Source organism: Paenibacillus provencensis, assembly GCF_042678545.1.
GTDB lineage: Bacteria > Bacillota > Bacilli > Paenibacillales > Paenibacillaceae > Paenibacillus > Paenibacillus provencensis.
This window is the reverse complement of the sequence record NZ_JBHTKX010000001.1, coordinates 2665471-2686815: the sequence shown is the minus strand read 5'-3', so window position 1 is coordinate 2686815 and position 21345 is coordinate 2665471. Positions and strand designations below refer to the sequence as shown.

At 41.7% G+C, this 21345-nt stretch carries 29 protein-coding genes and 1 riboswitch; of the genes, 27 read left to right on the top strand and 2 right to left on the bottom strand.

Translation table 11 applies throughout. From position 1 onward, the window contains the following. The first annotated feature begins 555 nt into the window (after nucleotides 1–555). Nucleotides 556–951 carry a VOC family protein gene (locus ACFQ3J_RS12975; protein ID WP_251582022.1) on the top strand — a complete coding sequence of 132 codons (396 nt, stop codon included), beginning with the start codon at nucleotides 556–558 and terminating at the stop codon, nucleotides 949–951. A 36-nt stretch (nucleotides 952–987) separates the two neighbouring features. Here the strand turns inward: ACFQ3J_RS12975 and ACFQ3J_RS12970 are convergent, their stop codons facing one another. After that, the gene (locus ACFQ3J_RS12970; protein ID WP_379292951.1) at nucleotides 988–1245 is read right to left on the bottom strand and encodes an excalibur calcium-binding domain-containing protein; all 258 of its coding nucleotides are present in this window, start codon (nucleotides 1243–1245) and stop codon (nucleotides 988–990) included. Nucleotides 1246–1567: 322 nt separating this feature from the next. On the opposite strand from ACFQ3J_RS12970, the gene ACFQ3J_RS12965 reads away from it, so the two are divergent. From ACFQ3J_RS12965 to ACFQ3J_RS12880, 18 genes are all read left to right on the top strand, one after another. Beyond that, a complete protein-coding gene (locus tag ACFQ3J_RS12965; RefSeq protein ID WP_251582021.1) occupies nucleotides 1568–2116 on the top strand; it encodes a GNAT family N-acetyltransferase in 549 nt (182 codons plus the stop codon). 22 nt (nucleotides 2117–2138) lie between these two features. Then, nucleotides 2139–2606, top strand: a complete 468-nt coding sequence (locus ACFQ3J_RS12960; RefSeq protein ID WP_251582729.1) for an 8-oxo-dGTP diphosphatase — start codon at nucleotides 2139–2141, stop codon at nucleotides 2604–2606. Between the two features lie 227 nt (nucleotides 2607–2833). Next, on the top strand, nucleotides 2834–3121 hold the full coding sequence (locus ACFQ3J_RS12955) for a nucleotidyltransferase family protein (protein ID WP_251582020.1): 288 nt from the start codon (nucleotides 2834–2836) through the stop codon (nucleotides 3119–3121). Nucleotides 3122–3464: 343 nt separating this feature from the next. Then, complete coding sequence (locus ACFQ3J_RS12950) at nucleotides 3465–3977, top strand: GNAT family N-acetyltransferase (RefSeq protein WP_251582018.1); 513 nt, start codon at nucleotides 3465–3467, stop codon at nucleotides 3975–3977. A 42-nt stretch (nucleotides 3978–4019) separates the two neighbouring features. Next, nucleotides 4020–4511 carry a GNAT family N-acetyltransferase gene (locus tag ACFQ3J_RS12945; protein ID WP_251582016.1) on the top strand — a complete coding sequence of 164 codons (492 nt, stop codon included), beginning with the start codon at nucleotides 4020–4022 and terminating at the stop codon, nucleotides 4509–4511. Between the two features lie 158 nt (nucleotides 4512–4669). Continuing rightward, nucleotides 4670–4867, top strand: coding sequence for a hypothetical protein (locus ACFQ3J_RS12940; protein WP_251582014.1), 198 nt, complete (start codon nucleotides 4670–4672; stop codon nucleotides 4865–4867). Then, nucleotides 4867–5265, top strand: a complete 399-nt coding sequence (locus ACFQ3J_RS12935; protein ID WP_379292947.1) for a YdcF family protein — start codon at nucleotides 4867–4869, stop codon at nucleotides 5263–5265. The genes ACFQ3J_RS12940 and ACFQ3J_RS12935 overlap by 1 nt, the downstream gene beginning before the upstream one ends. Nucleotides 5266–5406: 141 nt before the next feature. Further along, nucleotides 5407–5724, top strand: a complete 318-nt coding sequence (locus ACFQ3J_RS12930; RefSeq protein WP_251582012.1) for an NIPSNAP family protein — start codon at nucleotides 5407–5409, stop codon at nucleotides 5722–5724. A 19-nt stretch (nucleotides 5725–5743) separates the two neighbouring features. After that, nucleotides 5744–6241: a GNAT family N-acetyltransferase gene (locus ACFQ3J_RS12925; RefSeq protein ID WP_251582010.1), complete on the top strand. Its 498-nt coding sequence runs from the start codon at nucleotides 5744–5746 to the stop codon at nucleotides 6239–6241. 70 nt (nucleotides 6242–6311) lie between these two features. Continuing rightward, on the top strand, nucleotides 6312–6539 hold the full coding sequence (locus tag ACFQ3J_RS12920; RefSeq protein WP_311286241.1) for a GrpB family protein: 228 nt from the start codon (nucleotides 6312–6314) through the stop codon (nucleotides 6537–6539). A 59-nt stretch (nucleotides 6540–6598) separates the two neighbouring features. Continuing rightward, a complete protein-coding gene (locus ACFQ3J_RS12915; protein WP_251582008.1) occupies nucleotides 6599–6856 on the top strand; it encodes a GrpB family protein in 258 nt (85 codons plus the stop codon). Nucleotides 6857–7056: 200 nt separating this feature from the next. Next, nucleotides 7057–7830 carry a class I SAM-dependent methyltransferase gene (locus tag ACFQ3J_RS12910; protein WP_251582006.1) on the top strand — a complete coding sequence of 258 codons (774 nt, stop codon included), beginning with the start codon at nucleotides 7057–7059 and terminating at the stop codon, nucleotides 7828–7830. Between the two features lie 186 nt (nucleotides 7831–8016). Beyond that, complete coding sequence (locus tag ACFQ3J_RS12905) at nucleotides 8017–9000, top strand: phosphodiester glycosidase family protein (protein WP_251582005.1); 984 nt, start codon at nucleotides 8017–8019, stop codon at nucleotides 8998–9000. A gap of 1 nt (nucleotide 9001) precedes the next feature. After that, nucleotides 9002–10015 carry a bifunctional glycosyltransferase family 2/GtrA family protein gene (locus tag ACFQ3J_RS12900; RefSeq protein ID WP_251582004.1) on the top strand — a complete coding sequence of 338 codons (1014 nt, stop codon included), beginning with the start codon at nucleotides 9002–9004 and terminating at the stop codon, nucleotides 10013–10015. A 136-nt stretch (nucleotides 10016–10151) separates the two neighbouring features. Further along, nucleotides 10152–10517: a DUF4180 domain-containing protein gene (locus tag ACFQ3J_RS12895; protein WP_091154095.1), complete on the top strand. Its 366-nt coding sequence runs from the start codon at nucleotides 10152–10154 to the stop codon at nucleotides 10515–10517. Between the two features lie 42 nt (nucleotides 10518–10559). Then, complete coding sequence (locus ACFQ3J_RS12890; protein ID WP_251582003.1) at nucleotides 10560–11108, top strand: GNAT family N-acetyltransferase; 549 nt, start codon at nucleotides 10560–10562, stop codon at nucleotides 11106–11108. 386 nt (nucleotides 11109–11494) lie between these two features. Then, nucleotides 11495–12466, top strand: a complete 972-nt coding sequence (locus ACFQ3J_RS12885; RefSeq protein WP_251582002.1) for an ROK family protein — start codon at nucleotides 11495–11497, stop codon at nucleotides 12464–12466. A gap of 21 nt (nucleotides 12467–12487) precedes the next feature. Then, nucleotides 12488–13357 carry a phosphotransferase family protein gene (locus ACFQ3J_RS12880; protein WP_251582001.1) on the top strand — a complete coding sequence of 290 codons (870 nt, stop codon included), beginning with the start codon at nucleotides 12488–12490 and terminating at the stop codon, nucleotides 13355–13357. Nucleotides 13358–13453: 96 nt separating this feature from the next. Here ACFQ3J_RS12880 and msrA read toward each other — a convergent pair whose 3' ends face one another. Continuing rightward, nucleotides 13454–13969: a peptide-methionine (S)-S-oxide reductase MsrA gene (gene msrA / locus ACFQ3J_RS12875; RefSeq protein WP_251582000.1), complete on the bottom strand. Its 516-nt coding sequence runs from the start codon at nucleotides 13967–13969 to the stop codon at nucleotides 13454–13456. A gap of 162 nt (nucleotides 13970–14131) precedes the next feature. On the opposite strand from msrA, the gene ACFQ3J_RS12870 reads away from it, so the two are divergent. The 8 genes from ACFQ3J_RS12870 to ACFQ3J_RS12835 all read left to right on the top strand — a co-directional run bounded on the left by ACFQ3J_RS12870 (nucleotide 14132) and on the right by ACFQ3J_RS12835 (nucleotide 21326). Then, nucleotides 14132–14767, top strand: coding sequence for a hypothetical protein (locus ACFQ3J_RS12870; RefSeq protein WP_251581999.1), 636 nt, complete (start codon nucleotides 14132–14134; stop codon nucleotides 14765–14767). A gap of 59 nt (nucleotides 14768–14826) precedes the next feature. After that, nucleotides 14827–15375, top strand: a complete 549-nt coding sequence (locus ACFQ3J_RS12865) for a GrpB family protein (RefSeq protein ID WP_251581998.1) — start codon at nucleotides 14827–14829, stop codon at nucleotides 15373–15375. Between the two features lie 32 nt (nucleotides 15376–15407). After that, nucleotides 15408–16028, top strand: coding sequence for an NUDIX hydrolase (locus ACFQ3J_RS12860; protein ID WP_251581996.1), 621 nt, complete (start codon nucleotides 15408–15410; stop codon nucleotides 16026–16028). A gap of 38 nt (nucleotides 16029–16066) precedes the next feature. Continuing rightward, the gene (locus ACFQ3J_RS12855; protein ID WP_251581994.1) at nucleotides 16067–16384 is read left to right on the top strand and encodes an AAA family ATPase; all 318 of its coding nucleotides are present in this window, start codon (nucleotides 16067–16069) and stop codon (nucleotides 16382–16384) included. A 103-nt stretch (nucleotides 16385–16487) separates the two neighbouring features. Next, nucleotides 16488–16997, top strand: a complete 510-nt coding sequence (locus tag ACFQ3J_RS12850) for a cysteine hydrolase family protein (RefSeq protein ID WP_251581992.1) — start codon at nucleotides 16488–16490, stop codon at nucleotides 16995–16997. 49 nt (nucleotides 16998–17046) lie between these two features. Then, complete coding sequence (locus ACFQ3J_RS12845; RefSeq protein ID WP_251581990.1) at nucleotides 17047–18537, top strand: GNAT family N-acetyltransferase; 1491 nt, start codon at nucleotides 17047–17049, stop codon at nucleotides 18535–18537. A gap of 23 nt (nucleotides 18538–18560) precedes the next feature. Continuing rightward, a complete protein-coding gene (locus ACFQ3J_RS12840) occupies nucleotides 18561–19055 on the top strand; it encodes a GNAT family N-acetyltransferase (protein WP_251581988.1) in 495 nt (164 codons plus the stop codon). 256 nt (nucleotides 19056–19311) lie between these two features. After that, nucleotides 19312–19396: riboswitch (cyclic di-GMP riboswitch) on the top strand. A 166-nt stretch (nucleotides 19397–19562) separates the two neighbouring features. Beyond that, on the top strand, nucleotides 19563–21326 hold the full coding sequence (locus ACFQ3J_RS12835) for a methyl-accepting chemotaxis protein (protein ID WP_251581986.1): 1764 nt from the start codon (nucleotides 19563–19565) through the stop codon (nucleotides 21324–21326). Nucleotides 21327–21345 lie beyond the last annotated feature (19 nt).

Genomic DNA, 21345 nt, shown 5'->3' with positions numbered 1-21345 from the left:
CTTGCAAAAAGCCATTGTCGTTTTATTTCTTAACAGAAAAGAAAAATAATCTAGAAGAGTTGAATCAAATGCTATCCGAAGGCTGGAAAGTTGTTAGTCAATGTGGAATGAGTGGAAGCCAAATGAATGCTCCTTGCTCTTTAGTAATCTTGGAAAAATAGAGTAATAAATATTCGTCCGATTTATTTGGAGAGGTGATGACGGGATGTCTCAGATCTTAAAAAAGTTTGTAGATTTTATTGCGAAGGTTGATGCAACAATAAATGGTGAAACATTGGATAAGATGATCGGCAGGTGAGAATTCTGAATCATTAATGCAAGATTTTAGAGATACAAGACGTGAATTAGTAGAATCTTTACGGAATCTAAGTCCTGAGTTACGGTTTGCAATTGGTAAGGGAAAGCGAGCATACACTGTTGAATCTTATACAAAAATATTTGTACAACATGACGAACAACACATGAAACAAATTCAAGAAATTATGTGAGCAACAAGAAGATATGTTTGTTAGAGAGCTATAAGAGCTATAGAACGAATCGGAGGTAGTTCTGGCTATGGAGGTTGGAAAAATCCTAGGCATTGCCTACAATGTGATCCCTGTTAAAGATTTAGAAAAATCAGCAAATTGGTTCGTTAAACATTTTGGTTTTAATATTAGAAATCGGAGAGAAGGATTTTTAAGTCTTTTTAGGGATAACAGACCAATACTAGACTTGATTCAGAGCGAAAATAATACACGAGCCATGTTTGAAGTGCGCAATCAAAAAAGATGGGTCATCACTTTTTTCACGAATGACATCCTATCATTACATAACTATTTAAAATCAGAGGATGTTAAAGTCGGAAATATTAGTGATGAAGGACAGTATGGGAAATTCTTTGTAATAGAAGATATTGACGGTAATTTATTTGATGTCTGGGAGCATCATGATTGCGAGTTGATATATTGATAGTAAAGGACCTTCGATAGAGAAGGTCCTGCGGTATTATTTTTCACATGCAATAAAATCTTTGTCTCGATCGCTTTTCTTGTTCGCTTCATATAATTCTTTGGATACGTAGGGCTTATATTTAGTTTTCCCGCCTTTGTTCTTAACAGAAGCAGATTTGGCTACCCCGCCTTTATAGACTTTGTTTAACTCAGTGCAGTTCTTGTAAGTAATCACCTCAGGTTTGGCAGCGGCAGAACTAACGGATCCAACAAAAAGAGTGGATACCAGCAAAAAAGCGAACGTTTTTTTCAATGGAAAACCCTCCTGCGATATTCAAGTGTCAAACAAAAAGATATGTATAAAAATGTAATAAACAAACTTATGTGCTAATTATGCACAAACATCATATGAAAGTCGAGCTAAACATTTAAACCTAAGTGAGGTTAATAATGAGACTAAAAAACAAGCTTGCTTCGCATAGAGCCGGTAATGTTCTAGAGGTAGGTACGGGTACAGGGAGTTTTATCCCAACCCTATTAGATATATTTAATTAAATTGATCAGATGATACGCATTGATATGGACCATGTTTTAATACCCTAAGCAAATAATACATATATAGAGGAGAATTCATAATGCACATGGAGACCTCAAGATTAATGATTCGTGATTTCATCATAGAAGATTGGATTGATGTACATAAGTATGCATCCTGCCCTAAAGTAACGGAATATACGCTTTGGGGGCCTAATAATGAAGATGAGACGAAGTCATATGTAAGTCAACAGATTGTATTGCAACAATCTAATGATCGAACAGATTTTGAATTTGCTGTCATTCTAAAAGAAACAAAACAATTAATAGGTGGCTGCGGAATTTATATCAGAGAGAAAAATGCGGAGATTGGTTACTGTTTTAATTCTGAGTATTGGGGCAGCGGCTATGCTAGTGAAGCATCCAACGCATTACTGAAACTAGCATTTGAAAATTTCAATATACATAGAGTCTATGCAACTTGTCGTCCAAGGAATATTGGATCGGAGAAAGTATTACGAAAAATTGGAATGAAAATGGAAGGTCACTTAAGGGAGCATATATGGGCTAAAGGTGAATTTCATGACTCCTATTTATTTTCTATTTTAGAAAGTGAATATAGAGAGAGGAGTGAACAGGTTGGTATCTGAAGTAACTCATAAAATATACACGATGTGTATGATACAGGACGGATCGAAGGTCCTATTAATAAATAGACCCGATAAGCTTGGATTTCCAGGATACATAGCTCCCGGAGGAAAGGTGGATTTTCCAGAGAGTATAGTTAATGGTGCGATTCGTGAAGTACGTGAAGAGACAGGATTAATCGTTAAGGACATTATTTATAAAGGCCTCGATGAATTCTGCGAACCGGATAAAGGCTTGAGATATATGGTATTTAATTATCTGGCGACTTCATTTGAGGGTAATCTGCTGGATCATCCTCCTGAAGGGGAATTACGTTGGGTAGAGATTGAAGATGTACCAAAGCTGCCTATACAGGATTGGTTTAAACGAAGATTTCCTTTGTTCTTCGAACAAGGCACCTTTGAAATGAGTTTTATTTGGAATGAGAAAAGCAATGAGACATTAGATAAAACCATTAAGAATTATGGTTCAGGTACTTTCAATAAATGTTGATTCTATCAGCTAACCTTGTATCTCCTGCGGTTCTATACTCTAGGTTACCAGAAGAAGATGTCTGAAATCTTGCAAGGCTGAGTGGATTGTATCTGGTCTGTATGTTTTTTAAGTCTCTTGCCTGCCTTCGCTGATATAAGTACAGCAGGTGAAATCTTTTTGCAGAACCGTATTGAATCATTTAGGATATAATGGAGATAAATTCTTATTTCATTGAGGTGATGTTGATGATGCGAGAAGAAGTTAAAAGAATACTCAAAGAGCAGAAAGAGTTTTTAAATCGAGAATATCATGTGAGTAAGATTGGAGTGTTTGGATCATATGCGCGAGATGAGCATTCTGAATCCAGTGACATTGATATATTAGTTGAATTTACACGACCCGTCGGATTCGAATTTATAGAGCTCAAAGATTATTTGGAGACTATTTTTAATAAATCAGTGGATCTTGTTACAGTAAAGGCATTAAAACCATACATGAAGGATGAAATTTTGAGTGAGGTACAATTTCAATGAATCGATTAAGACAATCTCTATTGAAAGCTCTTCAAGAAGAAGAGGGGATCACTTAGAAAATATTCCAGAAGGAAATCATACTTGCTATCATTAATAAGGCCGGCCGCTTAAGGTGGTCTCAATGTCGTAAATGGCTAAACAGGGATCACCCAATCATGCCAAATATGTTGACCAAGTGTTAGAGCACTTGGTCTTTATTTGAATATACAAAGAACGCTGTTGGATCGCAAGAGTGGTAATTAAGCGGATTGACTCATAAATCTACGTTGGATGTAAGAAGAATCGAATACTCGTTTGTCGAGAACAAGTATGAACACACTTTAAGAGGGAGCAAATAATAGATATGCTACCGTTTCGTTATTATTCAATGACAGAAGAATACGCTGTGTCAATTGCTGGATGGACATATGAAGAATCCTACTCGTTCTATAACATGGATGGCACCGAGGAAACGATCTCTGAGTTAATGAATGGTGAATATTACTACGTATTAAATAGTGATAATGAGCTGTTTGGATTTATTTGTATTGGAGAATCAGCCCGTGTATCAGGAGGTTATGAAGTAGGGATTTACAATGATGATAAGTGTGTTGACCTTGGCCTGGGATTAGCTCCTTCACGCACTGGTATGGGCAATGGTGTTGATTACGTGGATAGTTCTATCAGGTTTATTACAGAGAAATATCAAATATCTAGCATTCAACTCGTAGTCGCTGCATTTAATGAGCGCGCAATTAAAGTTTATGAACGGGTTGGATTTGTAAAATCACAAGGGTTCAAAAGTCGAGTAGGAGACGAAAAAGTAGATTTTGTAGCAATGAAATTAACAGTAAGAAATGAACCGGCAGATACATAAATGCATGTGAAGTATGAATAAGTTTTACTGAGGAGAACAACCATGATCTCAATTCAAAAGGTTAAATATGAACAAAAATCTATACTACGCAATCTTCTTGAGCTATACAAATATGATTTCAGCGAGTTCGATCCCGAGGATGATATAAATTCAAACGGATTATACGAATATAAATTCTTAGATCATTATTGGACAGAGGATGGCAGATATCCCTTTTTCATTATGGTGGAAGATAAACTAGCAGGTTTCGCTCTCGTAAGATCATTGGTTGAGGACGAATCAAATAAGATGACATACTCGATGGCAGAATTTTTCGTAATGAAAAAGTACAGAAAATCAAGAGTAGGTGAGACTGCAGCCCATAAAATTTTTGATGATTTTAGGGGGATCTGGAAAGTAGCTGAAATTGAAGCAAACACACCGGCGCAGGCGTTTTGGAGGAAGACAATTGAAAGATATACAAACGGGAATTACGAAGAAGTAAGGGAGGAAGATTGGGAAGGGCCAATTCAAACATTTTCGACTTCAAACTAAAGAAGAAATAAATTTCTGAGCGTATTATCAACACGCAGCGCGGCCTGACGCATCTTAAGTTCATCATCTCATCATAAGATTTTGATAGCGAATTTATTTCCTGATAAGTTCGACAACGTTATACCAAAGATTTTAAAAACATACGAAAGGACACGAGAATGAAAATATCTGATATGTCTGTGGATCGTATTTCGATGGATAATAAAGATTTGCTAACCCGCATTCTTTTCAATGGAATTGAAGATGATGGCAAGCCGGGTGATCTTATTTTTGTATTTGGTAGCCTGTCAGCCAATAAATATCGAGTTCCACACGCAGTTGAATTATATAAATCTGGACGTTCGCCAAGATATTAATGTCTGGAGGAGCACTCGTGGAGCCCGAGGCTATATCTATGAAAAATAAAGCGGTTGAACTCGGAGTGCCCGAGCAAGATATTATAGTTGAGACTCAGTCCAAGAACACGATAGATAATGTCTTGAAATCCAAGGAATTACTCGATGAGTATTTTGGAATCCATAATATTAGAAGAATACTCATAGTCACTACTTTTTACCATATCAGACGTTGCTACTTAACATTGAAGACCTATATGCCGGAGCACACTGAGTACTCATTATGTCCTGCTCAAGATAACAGTACGAGACCCACGAACTGGTGGGAGAGTCGGCAAGGTACTCAAAGAGTAATGAAAGAAGTAGAAGGACTAATATATTACACGAAAACAAATAAGATCATAGATTATGAAATTTAGTTCCAAAACGGCATCTAAATAAATCGATCAAAGTAGGTGTGAAAATGATCTATCGGAGGAAGACTTACATTGTCGCTAGTTCAATTGTAGATGAGTTTAATTCTTTAGAATCAATTTCATAATACTCCAAGTTGATTCATTATGAAATTGATTCTATTTAACGAGGTCTTATTACCAACCCAGCTGAAGTACGGAGTAAGACTCATTGGAAGATGGCAAACAACATTGAATGAAGATACTAGTGAAATCTTTGCTATGTGGGAATATGATTCGTTAGAACAATATGATGAAATTGAGAGCAAGATTAAGTCTGATGTAGAGCATGTCAGCAAGGTTCAACAACGGTTGGATGCGATCGGAAGAGATCGACTACAGGAAGCATTGCTGAAGGATATTAAACAGGAGTTTTTTACAACAACAGTAAAGAGGGAACAAACCATTTTAAAAACTTTGATATAGGTGAAGGTGGTAACGAGCGATGAATTATAGTATCAGACCTATTGAAGCAGGGGACATTGGTTTCTTATGGGATATGCTATACGAATCGCTGTATGTTCCAGAAGGGCAGGTGCCGTTTAGCAAAGAAATTATCCATGATCCGTTCATTTCAAAGTATGTAGAAGGCTGGGGACGGGATGGAGATTTTGGCTTTATTGCAATCAATAAAGAAGGCAAGTCAGTTGGATCAATAACAGCTCGGTATTTTAATGAAAGTAATAAAGGATTTGGATACGTCGATCATGACATACCGGAGCTAGGAATGGCGATTATAGAAGAATACAGAGGACTCGGAATTGGAAGCGCTTTGATGTATGAACTCTTTAAAGAAGCCAAGATGAGGAACATTGAAAGAATCTCATTAAGTGTAGATCCAAATAATGAGGCAGCGATGAGACTCTATCAACGATATTACTTTGAGAAGGTAGGCAAAGTAGACACATCGATAACAATGGTTGCAAAAGTGAATATAATCTAAATTCCAAGATGGTGATCTCAGGATGAAAGACCCCGTAATCATAGAGCCTTAAAATCATAGCTGGCCTAAATTGTATAACGAAATTCGATGTCAGATCGTAAGTGAATTGGGAAGTAGCATACATAGGATTGATCATATAGGCTCCACAGCTGTAGTGGGATTAGCAGCCAAGCCTATTATTGATGTACAAATTTCAGTGTCGGACTTGGACAATATCGAGGAAGTCATTTCTGGACTTCAAGAGATTGGATATGAATATCGTAAAGACAATCCTGATTTAACTGAATCAATTTCATAAGCAACCAAAGGTATTATGAATTTGATTCGACCAAGAGATATTTTAGAGAAAAAAAAGGAATGAGAAGAACACATATTCATGTACGACAAGTTGGAAGTTGGTCAGAACAGCTAAATTTACTGTTTAGAGATTATTTGAGAGAGCATGAAGATGCAAAAATGAAGTATGCTGAGGTCAAATATGAACTCGCAAATCTATACAGAGATCAACGGGGAAATTATGTAGAAGGAAAATCGGAAATCGTATGGGACATTTTAATGAAAGCAAATTTATGGAGTCAAAAGATCGGTTGGAGACCATTCAAAGAGGATTATTAAACACGTTTCTCAGCCAGCCATACATAGGTAAGATAATAAACAAAGAAGGAGCAGAGTGATGAACCCACCAAAGCATATCGTTTCGGCAGCTGCCATTGTAATCAATGATAATAACGAAATGAAAAAGAGCAACCAATGACCTCGACCGATATCAAGCTATGTATAGTTAAATAGTTAGATCAGGCTGGAGGCGAAGCAGTATGGAGAATAAAGAAACCTTCAATTATATCGTTAGTGAATATGAGAGGTTTAGACCAGCTTATCCAAAGGAAATGTTCAATGACATTGCTGATTATTCCAGCCTGAAACAAGGCCAAAAGATCCTCGAAATTGGCTGCGGGACTGGACAGGCGACCGGAGGCTTCGTGGCTAAAGGTTTTACGGATATCACATGTGTTGAGCTTGGTGATCAATTGGCGCAGTTTACTGCAGAGAAATTCAAAGGGTATCCTTCGGTAAAAGTAATTCATACCGCATTTGAAGATTGGAATGGAGAAGGTTCACCTTTTGACCTCGCGATATCGGGAACGGCTTTTCATTTTATTGCGCCTGAATTTGGATATCGGAGAGTGTGGGAGCTGCTTAAACCTACAGGTTCAATGGCATTCTTCTGGACGGTACACGTTCCGATGTATGATGACCTCCATCAGGAGATTCGTCTTCACTACCGTGACCTTGCTCCTCATTTGAATGACGCTGCTCTTCCTTCTCCTGAGGAAATCATTGAAGATAGAAGAAGGATTACTGACAAGTCGGGGCTTTTTAACAATCTGCTTGTAAAAGAGTATAAGGAAATACAGACACTCACCAGCTCAGATTATGTATCCTTACTTAATACAAACTCCAAGCACAGGCAGCTTCCGAAGTCAGTTAAAGATGAACTGTTCCACCGAATCCAGGAGTCCGTTGACCGAGCAGGCGGTACAATCCAAAAGGATCATAGGGTTGCCTTATATTTGGGCAAAAAAGCTTAGACGATAGGAAATATTTAGATGGTTTTTCTCTATTAAGAGAGAAAGACCATCTTTTTTATACAGTCTCCAAAAATCGAAGTGTAGTTACTACGATAAGATGGGAACTTAGATCTTCATCTTGTTTCAGATTCATTTAAGCAACCCTTTATATACTCTGCCTTAGAACATATGTAAAGGGGACTTCTTATGAAAGCTTATCTGAAGCAAGGTCGAATACGGAAAAGAAAAGGGTTGATTATCTCTTTAATTATCCTGATTATCGTGGGAGCTATATTATATGGGCTTGCCAATCGCTATCTCATTGAACATGTCGAGGTTGTTATCACGGATGAGATCGTAGATTCCAATCAAACAGCTGAAACAGTAGGAACCGAGCCTGCCGACACCGCTGCATCCACCAGTACTACTGCCAAGTATGATGACTGGAACTATACGAGTGATGATATTCAGATTCAGATCGAGCAGGTACAAACCGGATCGGGTGCGGATCAGATTACTTACTATGTAGCTGACGTCGTACTTAAAAATGCGGAGATACTACGCACGGCATTCGCGAATGACAGCTTTGGAACGAATATTATCGAGAATACCTCAAGTATCGCTTCAAGCAAAAATGCGATCTTTGCGATCAACGGAGACTATTATGGATTCCGGAGCGACGGAGTCATTATCCGAAATGGAACGCTATATCGGGATGCTCCGGTGAGAGATGCTATGGCACTGTTTACGGATGGGTCCATGCAGACATATAACGAGACAGAAGTTTCTTCCTCTGAGCTGCTGGCCGACGGGGCAGTTCACACGCTGTCCTTTGGACCGATTCTCATCCAGGACGGTGAAATTGCCGGAGATTTCAGTCATGTTAAGATTGACAATAATTTCGGTAATCGATCCATTCAGGCGGCGAACCCGCGAACCGCGATCGGTATGATTGAACCGAATCATTATGTTTTTGTCGTGGTGGATGGGAGAAAAGAAGGCTACAGTCGCGGAATGACGCTGGACGAGCTTGCAGAGCTGATGGATAACCTCGGTGCAACAGAGGCTTATAATCTGGATGGCGGCGGCTCCTCAACAATGGTATTCATGGGCAGGGTCGTGAACAATCCTCAAGGTAAAAATGAGGAACGCGGTGTCAGCGATATCCTGTATGTAGCGGAGGGAGAATGAGATGACCATTCTAATTCCTGCCTATGAACCGGATAACCGTCTGCTTGAATTGATTATTCAGCTTCATCGCTGCGAACTGGGACCGATTGTCGTTATCGACGATGGCAGCGGCCCGGCATACAGCAAGATTTTTGCATTGGTAAAATCTCTGCGTTGTACCATCCTCACCCATGAATCTAATCTTGGCAAAGGACGCGCATTAAAAACAGGTTTTGAGCATATTCAAAAAAACGGACTCCCTGGTCCCATCATTACGGCTGACAGTGACGGTCAGCATCTTCCGCATGATATACAGCGAATATATGAGGCAGTACAGAAGCAGAACGCACCGGGCATTGTGCTCGGCAGCCGCCGCTTCAGCGGCAGGGTCCCTCTCCGAAGCCGTTTCGGCAACACGGTAACGAGATCGGTTTTTGCATTGACGACGGGAAATAAAGTGTACGATACGCAGACGGGACTAAGGGGATTCCCATTATCTATGCTGAGCTGGCTCTCTGACATCCCCGGCGAACGATTCGAATATGAGATGAACATGCTGCTGACCGCTAACAAAGCAGGTTATCCTGTAATTGAGGAATATATAGATACAGTTTATTTGGATGAGAATAAGTCATCTCACTTTCGCCCTGTTGCTGATTCGCTGCGGATCTATTATCCGATTCTGCTGTTCAGCACTTCGTCGATGTTGTCTGCGCTTCTCGATTTTGCATTATTGTTCATCGTTCATTACTTTAGCAGCAGTCTGCTGCTATCGGTGGTCGCCGCAAGGCTGTGCAGCTCTGTGTTCAACTATTCAATGAATCGAAGATATGTGTTTACGGGAGCCCATGCAAAGAGAATTTATCAATCCCTTCCCAAGTACTTTGCACTTGTCCTGCTTATATTGCTGCTGAATTATGGACTGCTTTACTTTTACAATGAAAAATTAATTATCCCTCTGCTCGCAGCGAAGGTGATGACGGAGGCGTCCATCTTTGTGTTCAGCTATTGGGCACAACGCAGGTTCGTCTATTAACCGGCTAGCTTAAATGCTTGAAGGGTATCGGTTGTGGAAAATGAATAAACCGTGTTTAATGAGGATGCGGGGTTAAGCATGCTGCTTGTCTTTCAGTATATAGGAGTTCGTCCTATTGAAGTCAGGAGGAATAGTGATGGAGGTATCGACTGTTCATCGCAATGGAGTTGAGATTGCTGTTGTACGTGATCAGAGCTTATTGATCGAAGATGTTCAATCTGCCTTGGATCTTATGGCAACAGTGAAGTATGAGACGGGTTCCAGCCGAATTGTGCTGAATAAATCAGCTATTGCAGAGCCGTTCTTTGATCTGAAGACGAAGCTGGCCGGTGAGATCATGCAGAAATTTGTAAACTATCAGACGGCGATCGCGATCGTGGGGGATTTTTCAATATATGAGAGCAAGAGCCTAAAGGATTTTATATATGAGAGCAATAAGGGCAGACATATCTTTTTCCTGGACAATGAGGAGCAGGCGGTTGAGAAATTAAGCAGGGTTTAACAGTTCGCATAATCGAAAGTCGTGGAGGAAGGGAGCAATCTCTTGAGCAATGTACAAGTAATATCGGTGGCTTCGGTGGATGTCGAGAAGGTTAATTTTGTTTTTGAGAAGACCATACCGGATACGTTTGAAAAAGAAGGCATCGCCCATCTGGAGGAAGATCTTCGCGAGGAAATTGAACTTAAGAAGAAGCTTCTACAGAGGGCGCTTCAATCCGATGCTGAAGATACCCTTTTTCTTGTTGCGATGCAGGATAATACGGTCGTGGGTACTATCTCGTATTCGCCTTGTGGAGAGGATATTAAAGCATGCACAGGGCATGCACTGGATCATGTGGGTGAGTTGGGCAGTTTATATGTACTTCCTAGTCTTCAGGGGCAGGGTATAGGCTCGGCATTGATCAAGGCGCTGCTGATACTGCTGAATGAACAGGGAGTCGATCAGTTCTGTCTGGACAGCGGCTATAAGCTGGCACAGCAGAAGTGGCTGCGAAAATTCGGCAAGCCGTATGTTGTTGTAGAGGATTACTGGGGGGCAGGCTCAGCACATATGGTATGGCTGTGTCAGGTGAACGATTATATAGACAAGTAGACTTAATAGAAGCAGGTGATGGCATGTTGCTGGTATTATTATTTATTTGCTTTATCTTTTCTCTAATCTTTATTTTCAAATCGGAAGATGAGCAGTATGGGTCTAAGCTGTCTCTTTTTGTGTTTGGGTTCTCCATGATCCTAAGTGTTTTGTTGTTAAACGGACCGACTGATGGAGCGGGATTTACCTTCCTTTTCCTATTTGAAATTTCTCCAACAAGCTCTAAGGATGAGTACGTAGAGATTTTGACGGGGATATCCATTATTTCTCTATTATGTTATTTTGGATTTAAAGTTTATAGAAAATAATGAAGTTTATACAAACAGGGGTCCGTAAGGACTTCTTTTTTATAGGTGAAAAATACTTATGTACGTAGGAGCAGACAAATGAGCAAATATATTATCGGTGTCGATCTAGGTGGAACTAATACGAAAGCAGCTATTTACACAAAACAATTTGAGACATTAATAGAGCTGAGTGTGGCGACGGAAGCTGCAAAAGGCCCAGCCTATGTATTATCCAATATCGCAGAAACTGTACAAAAAATGCTCGCTTCCGTGAATTTGCCGCAGACGGATATCGCGGTTATGGGAATGGGAATTCCGGGACTGCTGGATCCTCAAGCAGGGTTCTCTATTTTTTCGCCGAATTTTCCAGATTGGGAGGACATCCCTGTTGTGGAACATATGAAGGAGTATTTCAATTTCCCTGTCTATATTGATAATGATGTACGTGTAAATCTATATGGAGAATGGCGTCATGGGGCAGGTGCAGGTTACCAGAACATCTTTCTAATTACGCTGGGAACAGGCCTTGGATCCGGGATTGTCTCCGATGGAAAAGTCCTCTATGGCACGACCTCCAGTGCGGGTGAGATTGGACATATGAATATGTATAGAGAAGGACGTCCTTGCAGATGCGGCAGTTCGGGATGCCTTGGCAGATATGCATCGGCTGTCGGAATGGTAAATACGCTGCTTGAGAAGCTTGCCCCGGGTCAGCAGAGTATTATTCAGGATTGGGTGCAGGGGGATTATACCGAGATTACAGCCAAGATGATCTCAGATGCTTACGATCTGGGCGATCAGACTGCCAGGGAAGTAATGCATGAGACAGGTGAGATTCTCGGGTTCGGTTTAGCTAACGTCATTAATTTGTTCAACCCGGAGATTGTCATTGTTGGAGGCGGTATGTCGGCGGCAGGAGAACGGCTGCTGGGGACCGTGAGAGAAACGGTTCATCGTCATGCGTTAAAATTATCAAGAGAGACCTGCAGGATTGAACAAGCCCGGCTTGGTGGAAGAGCGGGAATGATCGGCGCAGCAGTGTATGCACTTGAGAGATTACAACACAGATAAATTAGAGAATGGAGTGTTGCCATGAGTAATTTACTATTTGATATTCGCTGGGAGGAAAAAAATGACCTGGTCGATGTGCTGTGTAAGCCAAGCAGTTCTCCAGTGATGACCCCGTTAGAAGCGGGTCTAGAAGCCGAAGTCTTCCAGATTGTGCCGGATGAAGAGGATGACAGCCTCGTGCTCAAAATATGGAACCGGGATTCCAGACCGGATATCCGGCGTCAATACAAGCTGCTTGAGCTTCTGCACAGTCATGGATTGCCTGTGTCGAGGCCGCTAGGCTGGGGCTATGATCTGAACGGCAATCAGGTTCTGCTCACTCCTTATGATGGAGCACCTGTTACCCGGTTGGGTGCAGCGGTTGTCCGAGAGCTTGCCAAAATGCTGACCGATTTACATAAGCTGCCGGTAGAGATGGAGTATAGTGACTTATTGCCGAAGTATGATTTCATGTCCTATTTTTATCCGGCGATTGATCAGCATGAGGATATTAAGCGCCTTCTAATACCGCTGCTTGAGCTTGCAGATCTGAATCATCACTGTGTGATTCATGGTGATTTTAACCTTGGCAACATTTTGGAGCTGGAAGGGCAGTACAAGATCATCGATTGGACGAATGGGCAGCTGGGGGATGCGAGATATGATATCGCTTGGTCTGTCATTGTTATGCGGATTTATGCGGGAGACAGGAATGCATCCGTTTATCGGGCCGCATGTTTATCGGAAACCGCTTATGCGGATAAAGAGCTGGATCTGTTTGAAGCGATTGCCACGCTCAGATGGCTGCTGCTCAGCAGAGGGAGCGATCTATTGAAAGGAAAAGACACGGTGAAGAGGGTCAGGAGCATATTTAAACTAAACAAGTATCTCACCGAGGATATAAGTTTATAAAACAGACCTTAAAAAAGAGCCGAGACCTGTAAAAGCGAAATTCCCTCGGCTTTACACAGTCTGGCTCTTTTTAAACTTTATAATATCAGCGAGCTTCTACTTCCAATTTTCCGCGATAAACTCATCGCGTCCTGATTTCTCACGGTCTTCCTTGTAATGCTTTTGATTCTTCTTATGGTAGTCCTGATGATATTCTTCAGCAGGATAGAAAGTTGCGGCTGGCAGGATCTCGGTGACAATCGGTTTATCAAAACGCCCGCTTTCTGCCACCTCTTTTTTGGAAGCCAGAGCAAGCTCCTTCTGATGCTCATTATGATAAAAAACAGCTGTCTTATACTGACTGCCGCGATCATGGAATTGCCCGCCTTCGTCAGTCGGATCAATTTGTGGCCAATATAACTCCAATAGCTTCTCGTATGGAAATAGCTCTGGATCGAACGTAATTTCAACGACTTCATAGTGACCTGTCGTTCCGGTTTTGACCTGTTCATATGTAGGATTCTCTACAGAGCCCCCTGTGTAACCTGATACGATACCGTGGATGCCGGGCAGCTCCTCAAATGGAGTCACCATGCACCAGAAGCATCCGCCTGCAAATGTTGCTTTTTCCATGTGTCCAACCTCTTTCAGTAAGTCTAATAATGTATAGTTGTCATTCAGTATACCAAACTTCATCCCTCTGAGGACAGATGGAATTGATATACCGTGCTATTACTCCTGGGATTTCTTGAATAGAAAATATTTAAATATTGAACTAAAGGGGATGTTTGTTTCATGAAACCCGTTGTTGGAATTCTGGGAACGATTCATAATGAGAGCTTAAGAGAGCAGTATCATTGTTCTCTTGATCTGTACCGAGAAGTGATCCATCGCTTTAAGCCTGACCTGATATGTGGTGAAGTTCATCCTGACAGTTGGCAGAAGTACTTGAATAACAAGCAGGATAGGGGCTATTGGGGCGAGCCTGCGAGCGAATACTGGGAGCTGATCTTTCCATATTGTGAGGAGCAAGCCGTTGAGTTCGTCCCCATTGACTGGTTTGAGCTGGATGTATGGAATGATTTCGATCCTTTTATGCCTTTTCCGGAAGAGAGACGGCGAGAGCTGGAGAAGCAGGATGATGAATGGTTTAAGAGGCAAATGGATACTTGGTCATATGGCCATATTCCATTTAACTCCACTGAATTTGATCAAATAACGAAGCAGAAATATGAATGGATGTATGAAATTAATCCGACAGCAATGAATTTTAGATGGGTAGTAAGGAATCAGATTATGATTCAGCGAGCTAAGAATGCGATCAAGGCGAACCCACACCAAAAAATACTATGTGTCATTGGCGCAGACCATAATTATCTTTTTCAAGAAGAGCTGAAGAGCGAGCAAATCCTTCTTCAATATCCACTATAGGAGAAATGGTCGATCCCTGGCTGAATACATACGTACGATGAAAGGAACAGGAACCACTCATGGAACAAGTCATTATTACTCCATACAACGCGGAGTGGAAGCAGGATTACGAGCATGAACAGAAGGAAATACTAGATAGCTTTGGAGGTCTTCCAGTCTTTATAGAACATATTGGCAGCACCTCTGTCCCTAGTCTGGATTCAAAACCCACCATTGATATGATGGCCGGAGTGGAGGAGCTGAGTCTGGTGAACGAGGCGGTTATTGAGCATTTGGCAGAGATCGGATATGAATATGTGCATAAGCCCGAATTTCCAGAGAGGCTCTTTTTTCGAAAAGGAAAATGGAGAGCTGGGACTCATCATTTGCACGTGTACAAGTTCAAGGGTACACATTGGAGCAACCAGTTGCTGTTTCGCGAGTATCTGAAATCCCATGAAGAAGTCAAGCAGGAATATGATCGGCTCAAGAAGAAGCTGCAAGCAGTGCATACATATGACCGTGTGGCCTATACCGAAGGGAAATCGGATTTTATTACTCATACGATCCAGCAGGCGAGAGAAGATAAGGGATTAACCACAAGGCTTCATAGCAAGGGCTTGATGTAGTGATCTAGTCCATATTAAAAGGGGATGCGTAAATGGAACAGCTTAAGTGGCTCGCATGGGCACAGCAGATTCAGGCCATTAGTCAAACGGGTCTTGCCTATTCGAAGGACGTATATGATTTAGAACGTTTTGAGCAGCTCAGAGCACTCAGCATTGAAATCATGAGAGAATATGTGGATGTGGAAGTCGATCAAATCCGGGATCTATTCGCGAGCGAGACAGGATATGCAACACCGAAGGTGGACATTCGAGCGGTTGTTTTTCAGGACAACAAGATTCTAATGGTGAAAGAAAAGATCGATGGTGCATGGGCGCTCCCTGGCGGCTGGGCGGATATCGGTCTGTCTCCCAAAGAGGTCGTTGTTAAGGAAGTACGAGAAGAATCCGGATATGAAGTAAAGGCTGTCCGCCTGCTTGGCGTATATGATAAGAAGTTTCACGATCATCCGCCGTCCCCTTTTTATATCTACAAGTTCTTTATTCTATGTGAGCTCATTGGCGGCAAACCGCAGGAAGGTGTGGAAACGTCGGAGGTTGGATTTTTTGATGAGTATCATTTGCCGGAGCTCTCGATCGACAGAAACACCGAGAAGCAGATTAAGGAATTGTTCAATTTCTTGAGAGATCCTTCAAGGGACGTATTTTGCGATTAGAGTGGAAATGTAGTATAAGCTAGAAGGGTAAATCAACAATGAAGAAATTAGTTATTATTAACGGAGCGATGGTTGTCGGCAAAACAACGATAAGCAAAGAGGTCCATAAATCGCTGGACAAATCCGTCTGGCTCGATGGAGACTGGTTCTGGATGATGAATCCTTGGGTGTTCAGTGAGGAGAACATTCGAATGGTCATGGACAACATTACCTATCTGCTTCGTAATTATCTTACGAATTCCACATTTGATTACGTCATTCTGAGCTGGGTACTGCATAACGATGGAGCAGGTCGTAGAGCAGGTACGACATATCATCACTTCATGTTGAGACAAGAAGGACAGCGTTTAGCCTGAAGAATGTACTATGTAAAATAGGTATAGAAGTTTACTACCAAGACGAAATAACCCTGATGAAGTATAGTAAATTACAAGGATGAAATTGAATGGGGGATACAATTTGAAGATTGCTTTACTTATCGTGGATATGCAGGAGTTATTACTGAAGGACCAGGTTAAACCGCAGGATAAGGACAATGCCTGCGAATATATCAATTACGTAGCCGATCGGCTTCGCTTGAATGATCAGGTTGTCGTACATATCAAGGATATAGAAGGTGCAGATCATCCAGACGATGCAGCTTATGATTTTATATCAGACATACATATAGAAGCTGGAGATATCACCGTTAACAAGGTCAATTCCAACGCCTTTTGGCAGACAGAGCTTGAATCGATCCTTAAAGAGAAAGGTGTAGAGCTTGTCATCGTTTCCGGTTTTGCGGCGGAGCACTGTGTCCTCTTCACATATAACGGAGCAATTGAAAGAGGCTTCAACACCGCGATGCTGCAAGGAGGTATTCTAAGCTCGAGAGAAGATGCGGTTCTAACTACATATCGTGACAGGCAGATTATATCTTATTCTGTCATTGAGCTATTTGCAGCCAGCCTGACCCACCCGAAGAGTTAACACACGGTGGGCTTTTTTATGCGGATGAAAATGAGATTGGGGGAAAACGATGAGCTATATCATTCGTAAAATCAGGACTCCAGACGATTATGCTTCGATCGCGGAGATTCTGGGCTATGTCTTCTCTGAACCAACAACTGCAGAGAATCTGGCTGATGAGGATGCTAAGATTCCTGATACCGGATCACTATGGATCAATGAGGACGGGCTGCTTGCCGGATTCGACCGGTATCGCCTGGTAGCAGTGAATGAGAAGGGCGAGATTGTAGGCTATGGTATATCCTGGAGAGCACCTTGGACCGAGGCAGGAGAGCTGAATCATCTTCTGGCCGTTCATCCGGATTACCGCAAGCAAGGCATTGGCCGAGCACTTTACAAAGAGCTTGAGAATTGGGCTGTCCTGAATGGAGCAAGCAAGCTGAATTATGAAGTGAACGATAATGATGCTTCCTCCATTGTATTTGCCGAACATCGTGGATTTGAGCAAGAAAGACATCTGTTTGAATCTGTCTTGGAGCTGCCGAATGATAGCTGCTTGGGATCGATGTATTCACCACCCCAGTCCTCTATTGTTATCAAACCTTTATCCGAGATGGAAGAGTCCGATGCGGAACGGAAGCTGTATGAGCTGTATAAAGTAACGAGCAGAGATATTCCAGGAATTAGCGGAGATTATTTTGATTATCATGAATGGAAGAAGTGGACCTTGGAACTGCCCGGCGCAAGGCCCGAGTATGTTCTGATCGCCCTGGATGAAGATCGGTTCGTTGGAGTAGCGCATCTACTGCATCAGTCTTCCACGCAGAGCATGTACCACGAATATACAGGAGTAGATAAAGCGTACCGAGGCAGAGGGATTGGATTCGCATTAAAAATGAGTGCTGTAAAGCTTGCGGAGCAGTTGAACATCAAGTACTTGCGAACGAATAATGACTCTCTGAACCATCCCATGCTTCACATCAATCGAGACCTGCTGGGATATAAGCCGGTGCCGGGAAGATATAAGATGGTAAAGGCACTGCCTAAACAGATTGATAATCTATTGAACAACGAAACAAATGTGAAAGTAGAAGTATTACAGGCACTGACGGCAGATAAACCAGTAATAAAGAATTTAGTGCAGTTCTATATATATGATTTTACTGAGTTTACAAACGAGCAAATTAGTGAACAAGGTACTTATCCCATATTATCGGATCTCAATAAATATTGGGAGAATCATGAGGACTATAATGCTTATCTGATCAAGGCCAATGGAGAGATTGCAGGCTTTGTACTTGTAAAGCAATTGGAGGATGATCGGAGCTATAAACTTGCTCACTTTTTTATCCTTCGTAAATTTAGAAGAGCGGGAGTTGGAACTCAGGCAGCCAGAGCTGTCCTCTTTTCAGCTAAAGGGAAATGGGAATTGAATCAATTACAAAATAACTTTCCAGCAATACTGTTCTGGAATCGGATACTACTCTCTGGGGCTGTAAGCGAGAGTATTACGGTCAGATACGAACAAGGCAAGAGAATTCAGAGCTTTATTATTAACTAATGCAGAAAGTGAGGATAGGGCAAATGCTTGAAGTGTTCCCTGCAAGATTATCGGACAGTTCAGAAATATTGGATCTGTGGAAAGGAGCAGCCAGCTGGATCCAGGCCAAAGGAATCAACCAGTGGCATCCTGATGAATTTAACCTCGCGATGACCGAACAATTGATTATGGATCGTGAATTAGAACTATTTGTGGCAAAAAGGGAAGGTATCATCGTAGGAACACTGTACATTTGCTGGTCTGACCCAGTTGTCTGGGGAGAGCTGGATGATTCAGAATCGTCTGGATACATCCACAAGTTTGCTGTCAGCAGATCACATGCGGGTCAAGGAATAGGCACAGAGCTGCTGTTGTGGGCCGAGGATTACATACGGAGTAAAGGAATGAAACAGATTAGGCTGGACTGCATGGCAGAGAATGACAGGCTGAATCAGTACTATGCAGCGACCGGATATTCACATAAGAAACTGCTCCACTGGGACAATGGCTGGAAGATTAACTTGTATGAGAAGGAGTAACTCCTCTTTCGCTAAAGTGAAATAAGCGGACGAACTATATGCATGAGTATGATTGTAAATAGCAATGTATTAATCAGGACCTCATCCGTTTAACTAAACATGATTCGACAATCATTTATAATTTTTATCGAGATTTCAAGTGAAATATAGTCTTATAGTATTAAAAAAACAGTGAAAAAAACCGATTAGAAAAAGTGAACACTAGTTTACTTTTAGTTGTGGTAAGCTTAGGTAGTTCTTAAGTACTATCTGTAAATTGAATACGTGGCAAAGCTGTTGAAAAGCAGTGACGCAAAGCTAGAGGGACTACTTCCGCAAGGAAATGTCAGCCAGTTGCTTGAATGAGCCATGGCCTTATTTTGTCCATAGGTTCATTTTTTTGTTTACTAAGCGATCCGTGCAAGAAAGGAGGAAGAATGAGCCAAGAATCAAGGATGGAAGGTTTAACATGCGATTCAAGATGAAGTAGAAACTACATATGGATGAGTAGGGAGAGAAATGTCAGACATGAGTAAGTTAAAAAAATGGAGCTTCAAAAACCTGAGCATTGTTACTAGAAATATGATATTAACAAGCTTCTATATCATTATTACAGGTGCTGTCGTCATTGGCTGTAGTCAATTTATTCAAGGCAATGTATTAACCAAACAGCTTCAATCGGATTCCGGAAAATTAATGGAGGCTCTGGGAAGCCAGATATCTGTGGAAGATGCGGAAGCAGCGAAAAATAATCCGGATCCGAATTCTCCAATCCAACAGCAAATCACAAGTGTATTCGATGAGTTATCCAAGACACATCCAAACGTAGCACAAGGATATATCTTTGGACCGGAGCTGGAAGGCGGCACGCAAACATCAATTATCGCCTTGCCAACCGCTGTTCTGGAGATTTTTGCTGCAGAAGATATGAACCTGGGTGATATGTATGCTCAGCCTCAAATTCATGCAGACGGCGTGAAGGAGATGCTCGAAACCAAGGAAATAGCCTACACCGCAGCTTACAACGATGATTACGGTACATGGATTACGGTACTGTATCCATTTGTGAATGGAGCTGGCGAAGTGTTTGCATATATGGGAATTGATGTGGACGCAAGTCTGATTGCAACGGGCAAGCAGGAGCTGCTGACTTATACACTTCTTGCACTGCTTATTACCTTAGTTGTCGTTCTGGCACTGCAATACATCACAATTAGACAGACCTTCAAGCCAATCAAAGAGCTGATGGGAGCACTAGATAAGCTGAGTAAGGGCGACTTTACCGTACAGCTGAGAACCAGTGATGATGAGCTTGGACAAGTCAACGAGAAATTCAACACTACGGCTAGTAACATCAATAGTCTGGTTACTACAATTAAGAAAGTATCTGAGCAATCAGCGGAGCAATCCAAATTCTTGTTCAATGCCGTTGAAGTTAACAATGAAAATACCGTAGATATTACGAAAAATATTGAAGAAATGTCCGATAGTGTCGCGAAGCAAAGTGTGTCGATATCGGAGAGTGTCATTTCGCTCGAAGAAATCTCATCGGGTGTAACTACAATTGCAGGGAATACTTCCGAGCTGTCCGAGATCTCCTTGCAGATGAAGGAGCAATCCGAGGTTGGACATCAGAATGTGGATCAGGTCATTGAGCAGATGAACTCAATTAATCGTTCGGTTAAGAACTCGGTCGATATTATTGAGAAGCTGCAGATGCGTTCCGGCGAAATTGGCCAGATCGTTCAAGTGATTACAGAGCTTGCTTCTCAGACGAACCTGTTGTCTCTGAATGCAAGTATTGAAGCGGCAAGAGCCGGTGAAGAGGGACGTGGATTTGCAGTTGTAGCGGATGAAGTGAAGAAGCTGTCCGAAGCATCCAAGAAATCAGCAGATCAGATTGCCGAATTGATTGGATACATTCAGGATGAGACGGCACTCGCTGTAGAGGCGATTGGTGATGGAGAACAAAATGTAGCCAAAGGAATTGAAATCGTCAAAGAAACAGGCTCGATCTTCAAAGGCATCCTGGTTTCAACCGATTCGGTCACAAGCCAAATTCAAGAAGTGTCTGCAGCTACACAGCAGATGGTAGCGGAGACCGAGCAAATTACGGCTGCGATTAAATCACTTGCGGATATGGCTGAGAAAAATTCGGCAGTCTCCGGTCAAATTGAGCGAAGTGCTCAAGAGCAGCAGGCTGCTTTTGCCAAGATTTTTGATTCTGCGGAACAAATGAACGAGGTAGCAAGCGAATTAGAAACACTAGTAGACAAACTTAGAGTGCAATAAATAAAGGGAGCTGATATCT

Bases quoted from the DNA above. Each gene is read 5' to 3' on its own strand.
- ACFQ3J_RS12945 (WP_251582016.1), top strand. From the start codon at position 4,020: ATGATCTCAATTCAAAAGGTTAAATATGAACAAAAATCTATACTACGC.
- ACFQ3J_RS12845 (WP_251581990.1), top strand. From the start codon at position 17,047: ATGAGCTATATCATTCGTAAAATCAGGACTCCAGACGATTATGCTTCG.
- ACFQ3J_RS12900 (WP_251582004.1), top strand. From the start codon at position 9,002: ATGACCATTCTAATTCCTGCCTATGAACCGGATAACCGTCTGCTTGAA.
- ACFQ3J_RS12975 (WP_251582022.1), top strand. From the start codon at position 556: ATGGAGGTTGGAAAAATCCTAGGCATTGCCTACAATGTGATCCCTGTT.
- ACFQ3J_RS12870 (WP_251581999.1), top strand. From the start codon at position 14,132: ATGAAACCCGTTGTTGGAATTCTGGGAACGATTCATAATGAGAGCTTA.
- ACFQ3J_RS12935 (WP_379292947.1), top strand. From the start codon at position 4,867: ATGTCTGGAGGAGCACTCGTGGAGCCCGAGGCTATATCTATGAAAAAT.
- msrA (WP_251582000.1), bottom strand. From the start codon at position 13,969: ATGGAAAAAGCAACATTTGCAGGCGGATGCTTCTGGTGCATGGTGACT.
- ACFQ3J_RS12960 (WP_251582729.1), top strand. From the start codon at position 2,139: ATGTGTATGATACAGGACGGATCGAAGGTCCTATTAATAAATAGACCC.
- ACFQ3J_RS12965 (WP_251582021.1), top strand. From the start codon at position 1,568: ATGCACATGGAGACCTCAAGATTAATGATTCGTGATTTCATCATAGAA.
- ACFQ3J_RS12915 (WP_251582008.1), top strand. From the start codon at position 6,599: ATGAGAAGAACACATATTCATGTACGACAAGTTGGAAGTTGGTCAGAA.
- ACFQ3J_RS12930 (WP_251582012.1), top strand. From the start codon at position 5,407: ATGAAATTGATTCTATTTAACGAGGTCTTATTACCAACCCAGCTGAAG.
- ACFQ3J_RS12840 (WP_251581988.1), top strand. From the start codon at position 18,561: ATGCTTGAAGTGTTCCCTGCAAGATTATCGGACAGTTCAGAAATATTG.
- ACFQ3J_RS12925 (WP_251582010.1), top strand. From the start codon at position 5,744: ATGAATTATAGTATCAGACCTATTGAAGCAGGGGACATTGGTTTCTTA.
- ACFQ3J_RS12910 (WP_251582006.1), top strand. From the start codon at position 7,057: ATGGAGAATAAAGAAACCTTCAATTATATCGTTAGTGAATATGAGAGG.
- ACFQ3J_RS12940 (WP_251582014.1), top strand. From the start codon at position 4,670: ATGAAAATATCTGATATGTCTGTGGATCGTATTTCGATGGATAATAAA.
- ACFQ3J_RS12905 (WP_251582005.1), top strand. From the start codon at position 8,017: ATGAAAGCTTATCTGAAGCAAGGTCGAATACGGAAAAGAAAAGGGTTG.
- ACFQ3J_RS12950 (WP_251582018.1), top strand. From the start codon at position 3,465: ATGCTACCGTTTCGTTATTATTCAATGACAGAAGAATACGCTGTGTCA.
- ACFQ3J_RS12880 (WP_251582001.1), top strand. From the start codon at position 12,488: ATGAGTAATTTACTATTTGATATTCGCTGGGAGGAAAAAAATGACCTG.
- ACFQ3J_RS12860 (WP_251581996.1), top strand. From the start codon at position 15,408: ATGGAACAGCTTAAGTGGCTCGCATGGGCACAGCAGATTCAGGCCATT.
- ACFQ3J_RS12895 (WP_091154095.1), top strand. From the start codon at position 10,152: ATGGAGGTATCGACTGTTCATCGCAATGGAGTTGAGATTGCTGTTGTA.
- ACFQ3J_RS12885 (WP_251582002.1), top strand. From the start codon at position 11,495: ATGAGCAAATATATTATCGGTGTCGATCTAGGTGGAACTAATACGAAA.
- ACFQ3J_RS12855 (WP_251581994.1), top strand. From the start codon at position 16,067: ATGAAGAAATTAGTTATTATTAACGGAGCGATGGTTGTCGGCAAAACA.
- ACFQ3J_RS12865 (WP_251581998.1), top strand. From the start codon at position 14,827: ATGGAACAAGTCATTATTACTCCATACAACGCGGAGTGGAAGCAGGAT.
- ACFQ3J_RS12955 (WP_251582020.1), top strand. From the start codon at position 2,834: ATGATGCGAGAAGAAGTTAAAAGAATACTCAAAGAGCAGAAAGAGTTT.
- ACFQ3J_RS12835 (WP_251581986.1), top strand. From the start codon at position 19,563: ATGAGTAAGTTAAAAAAATGGAGCTTCAAAAACCTGAGCATTGTTACT.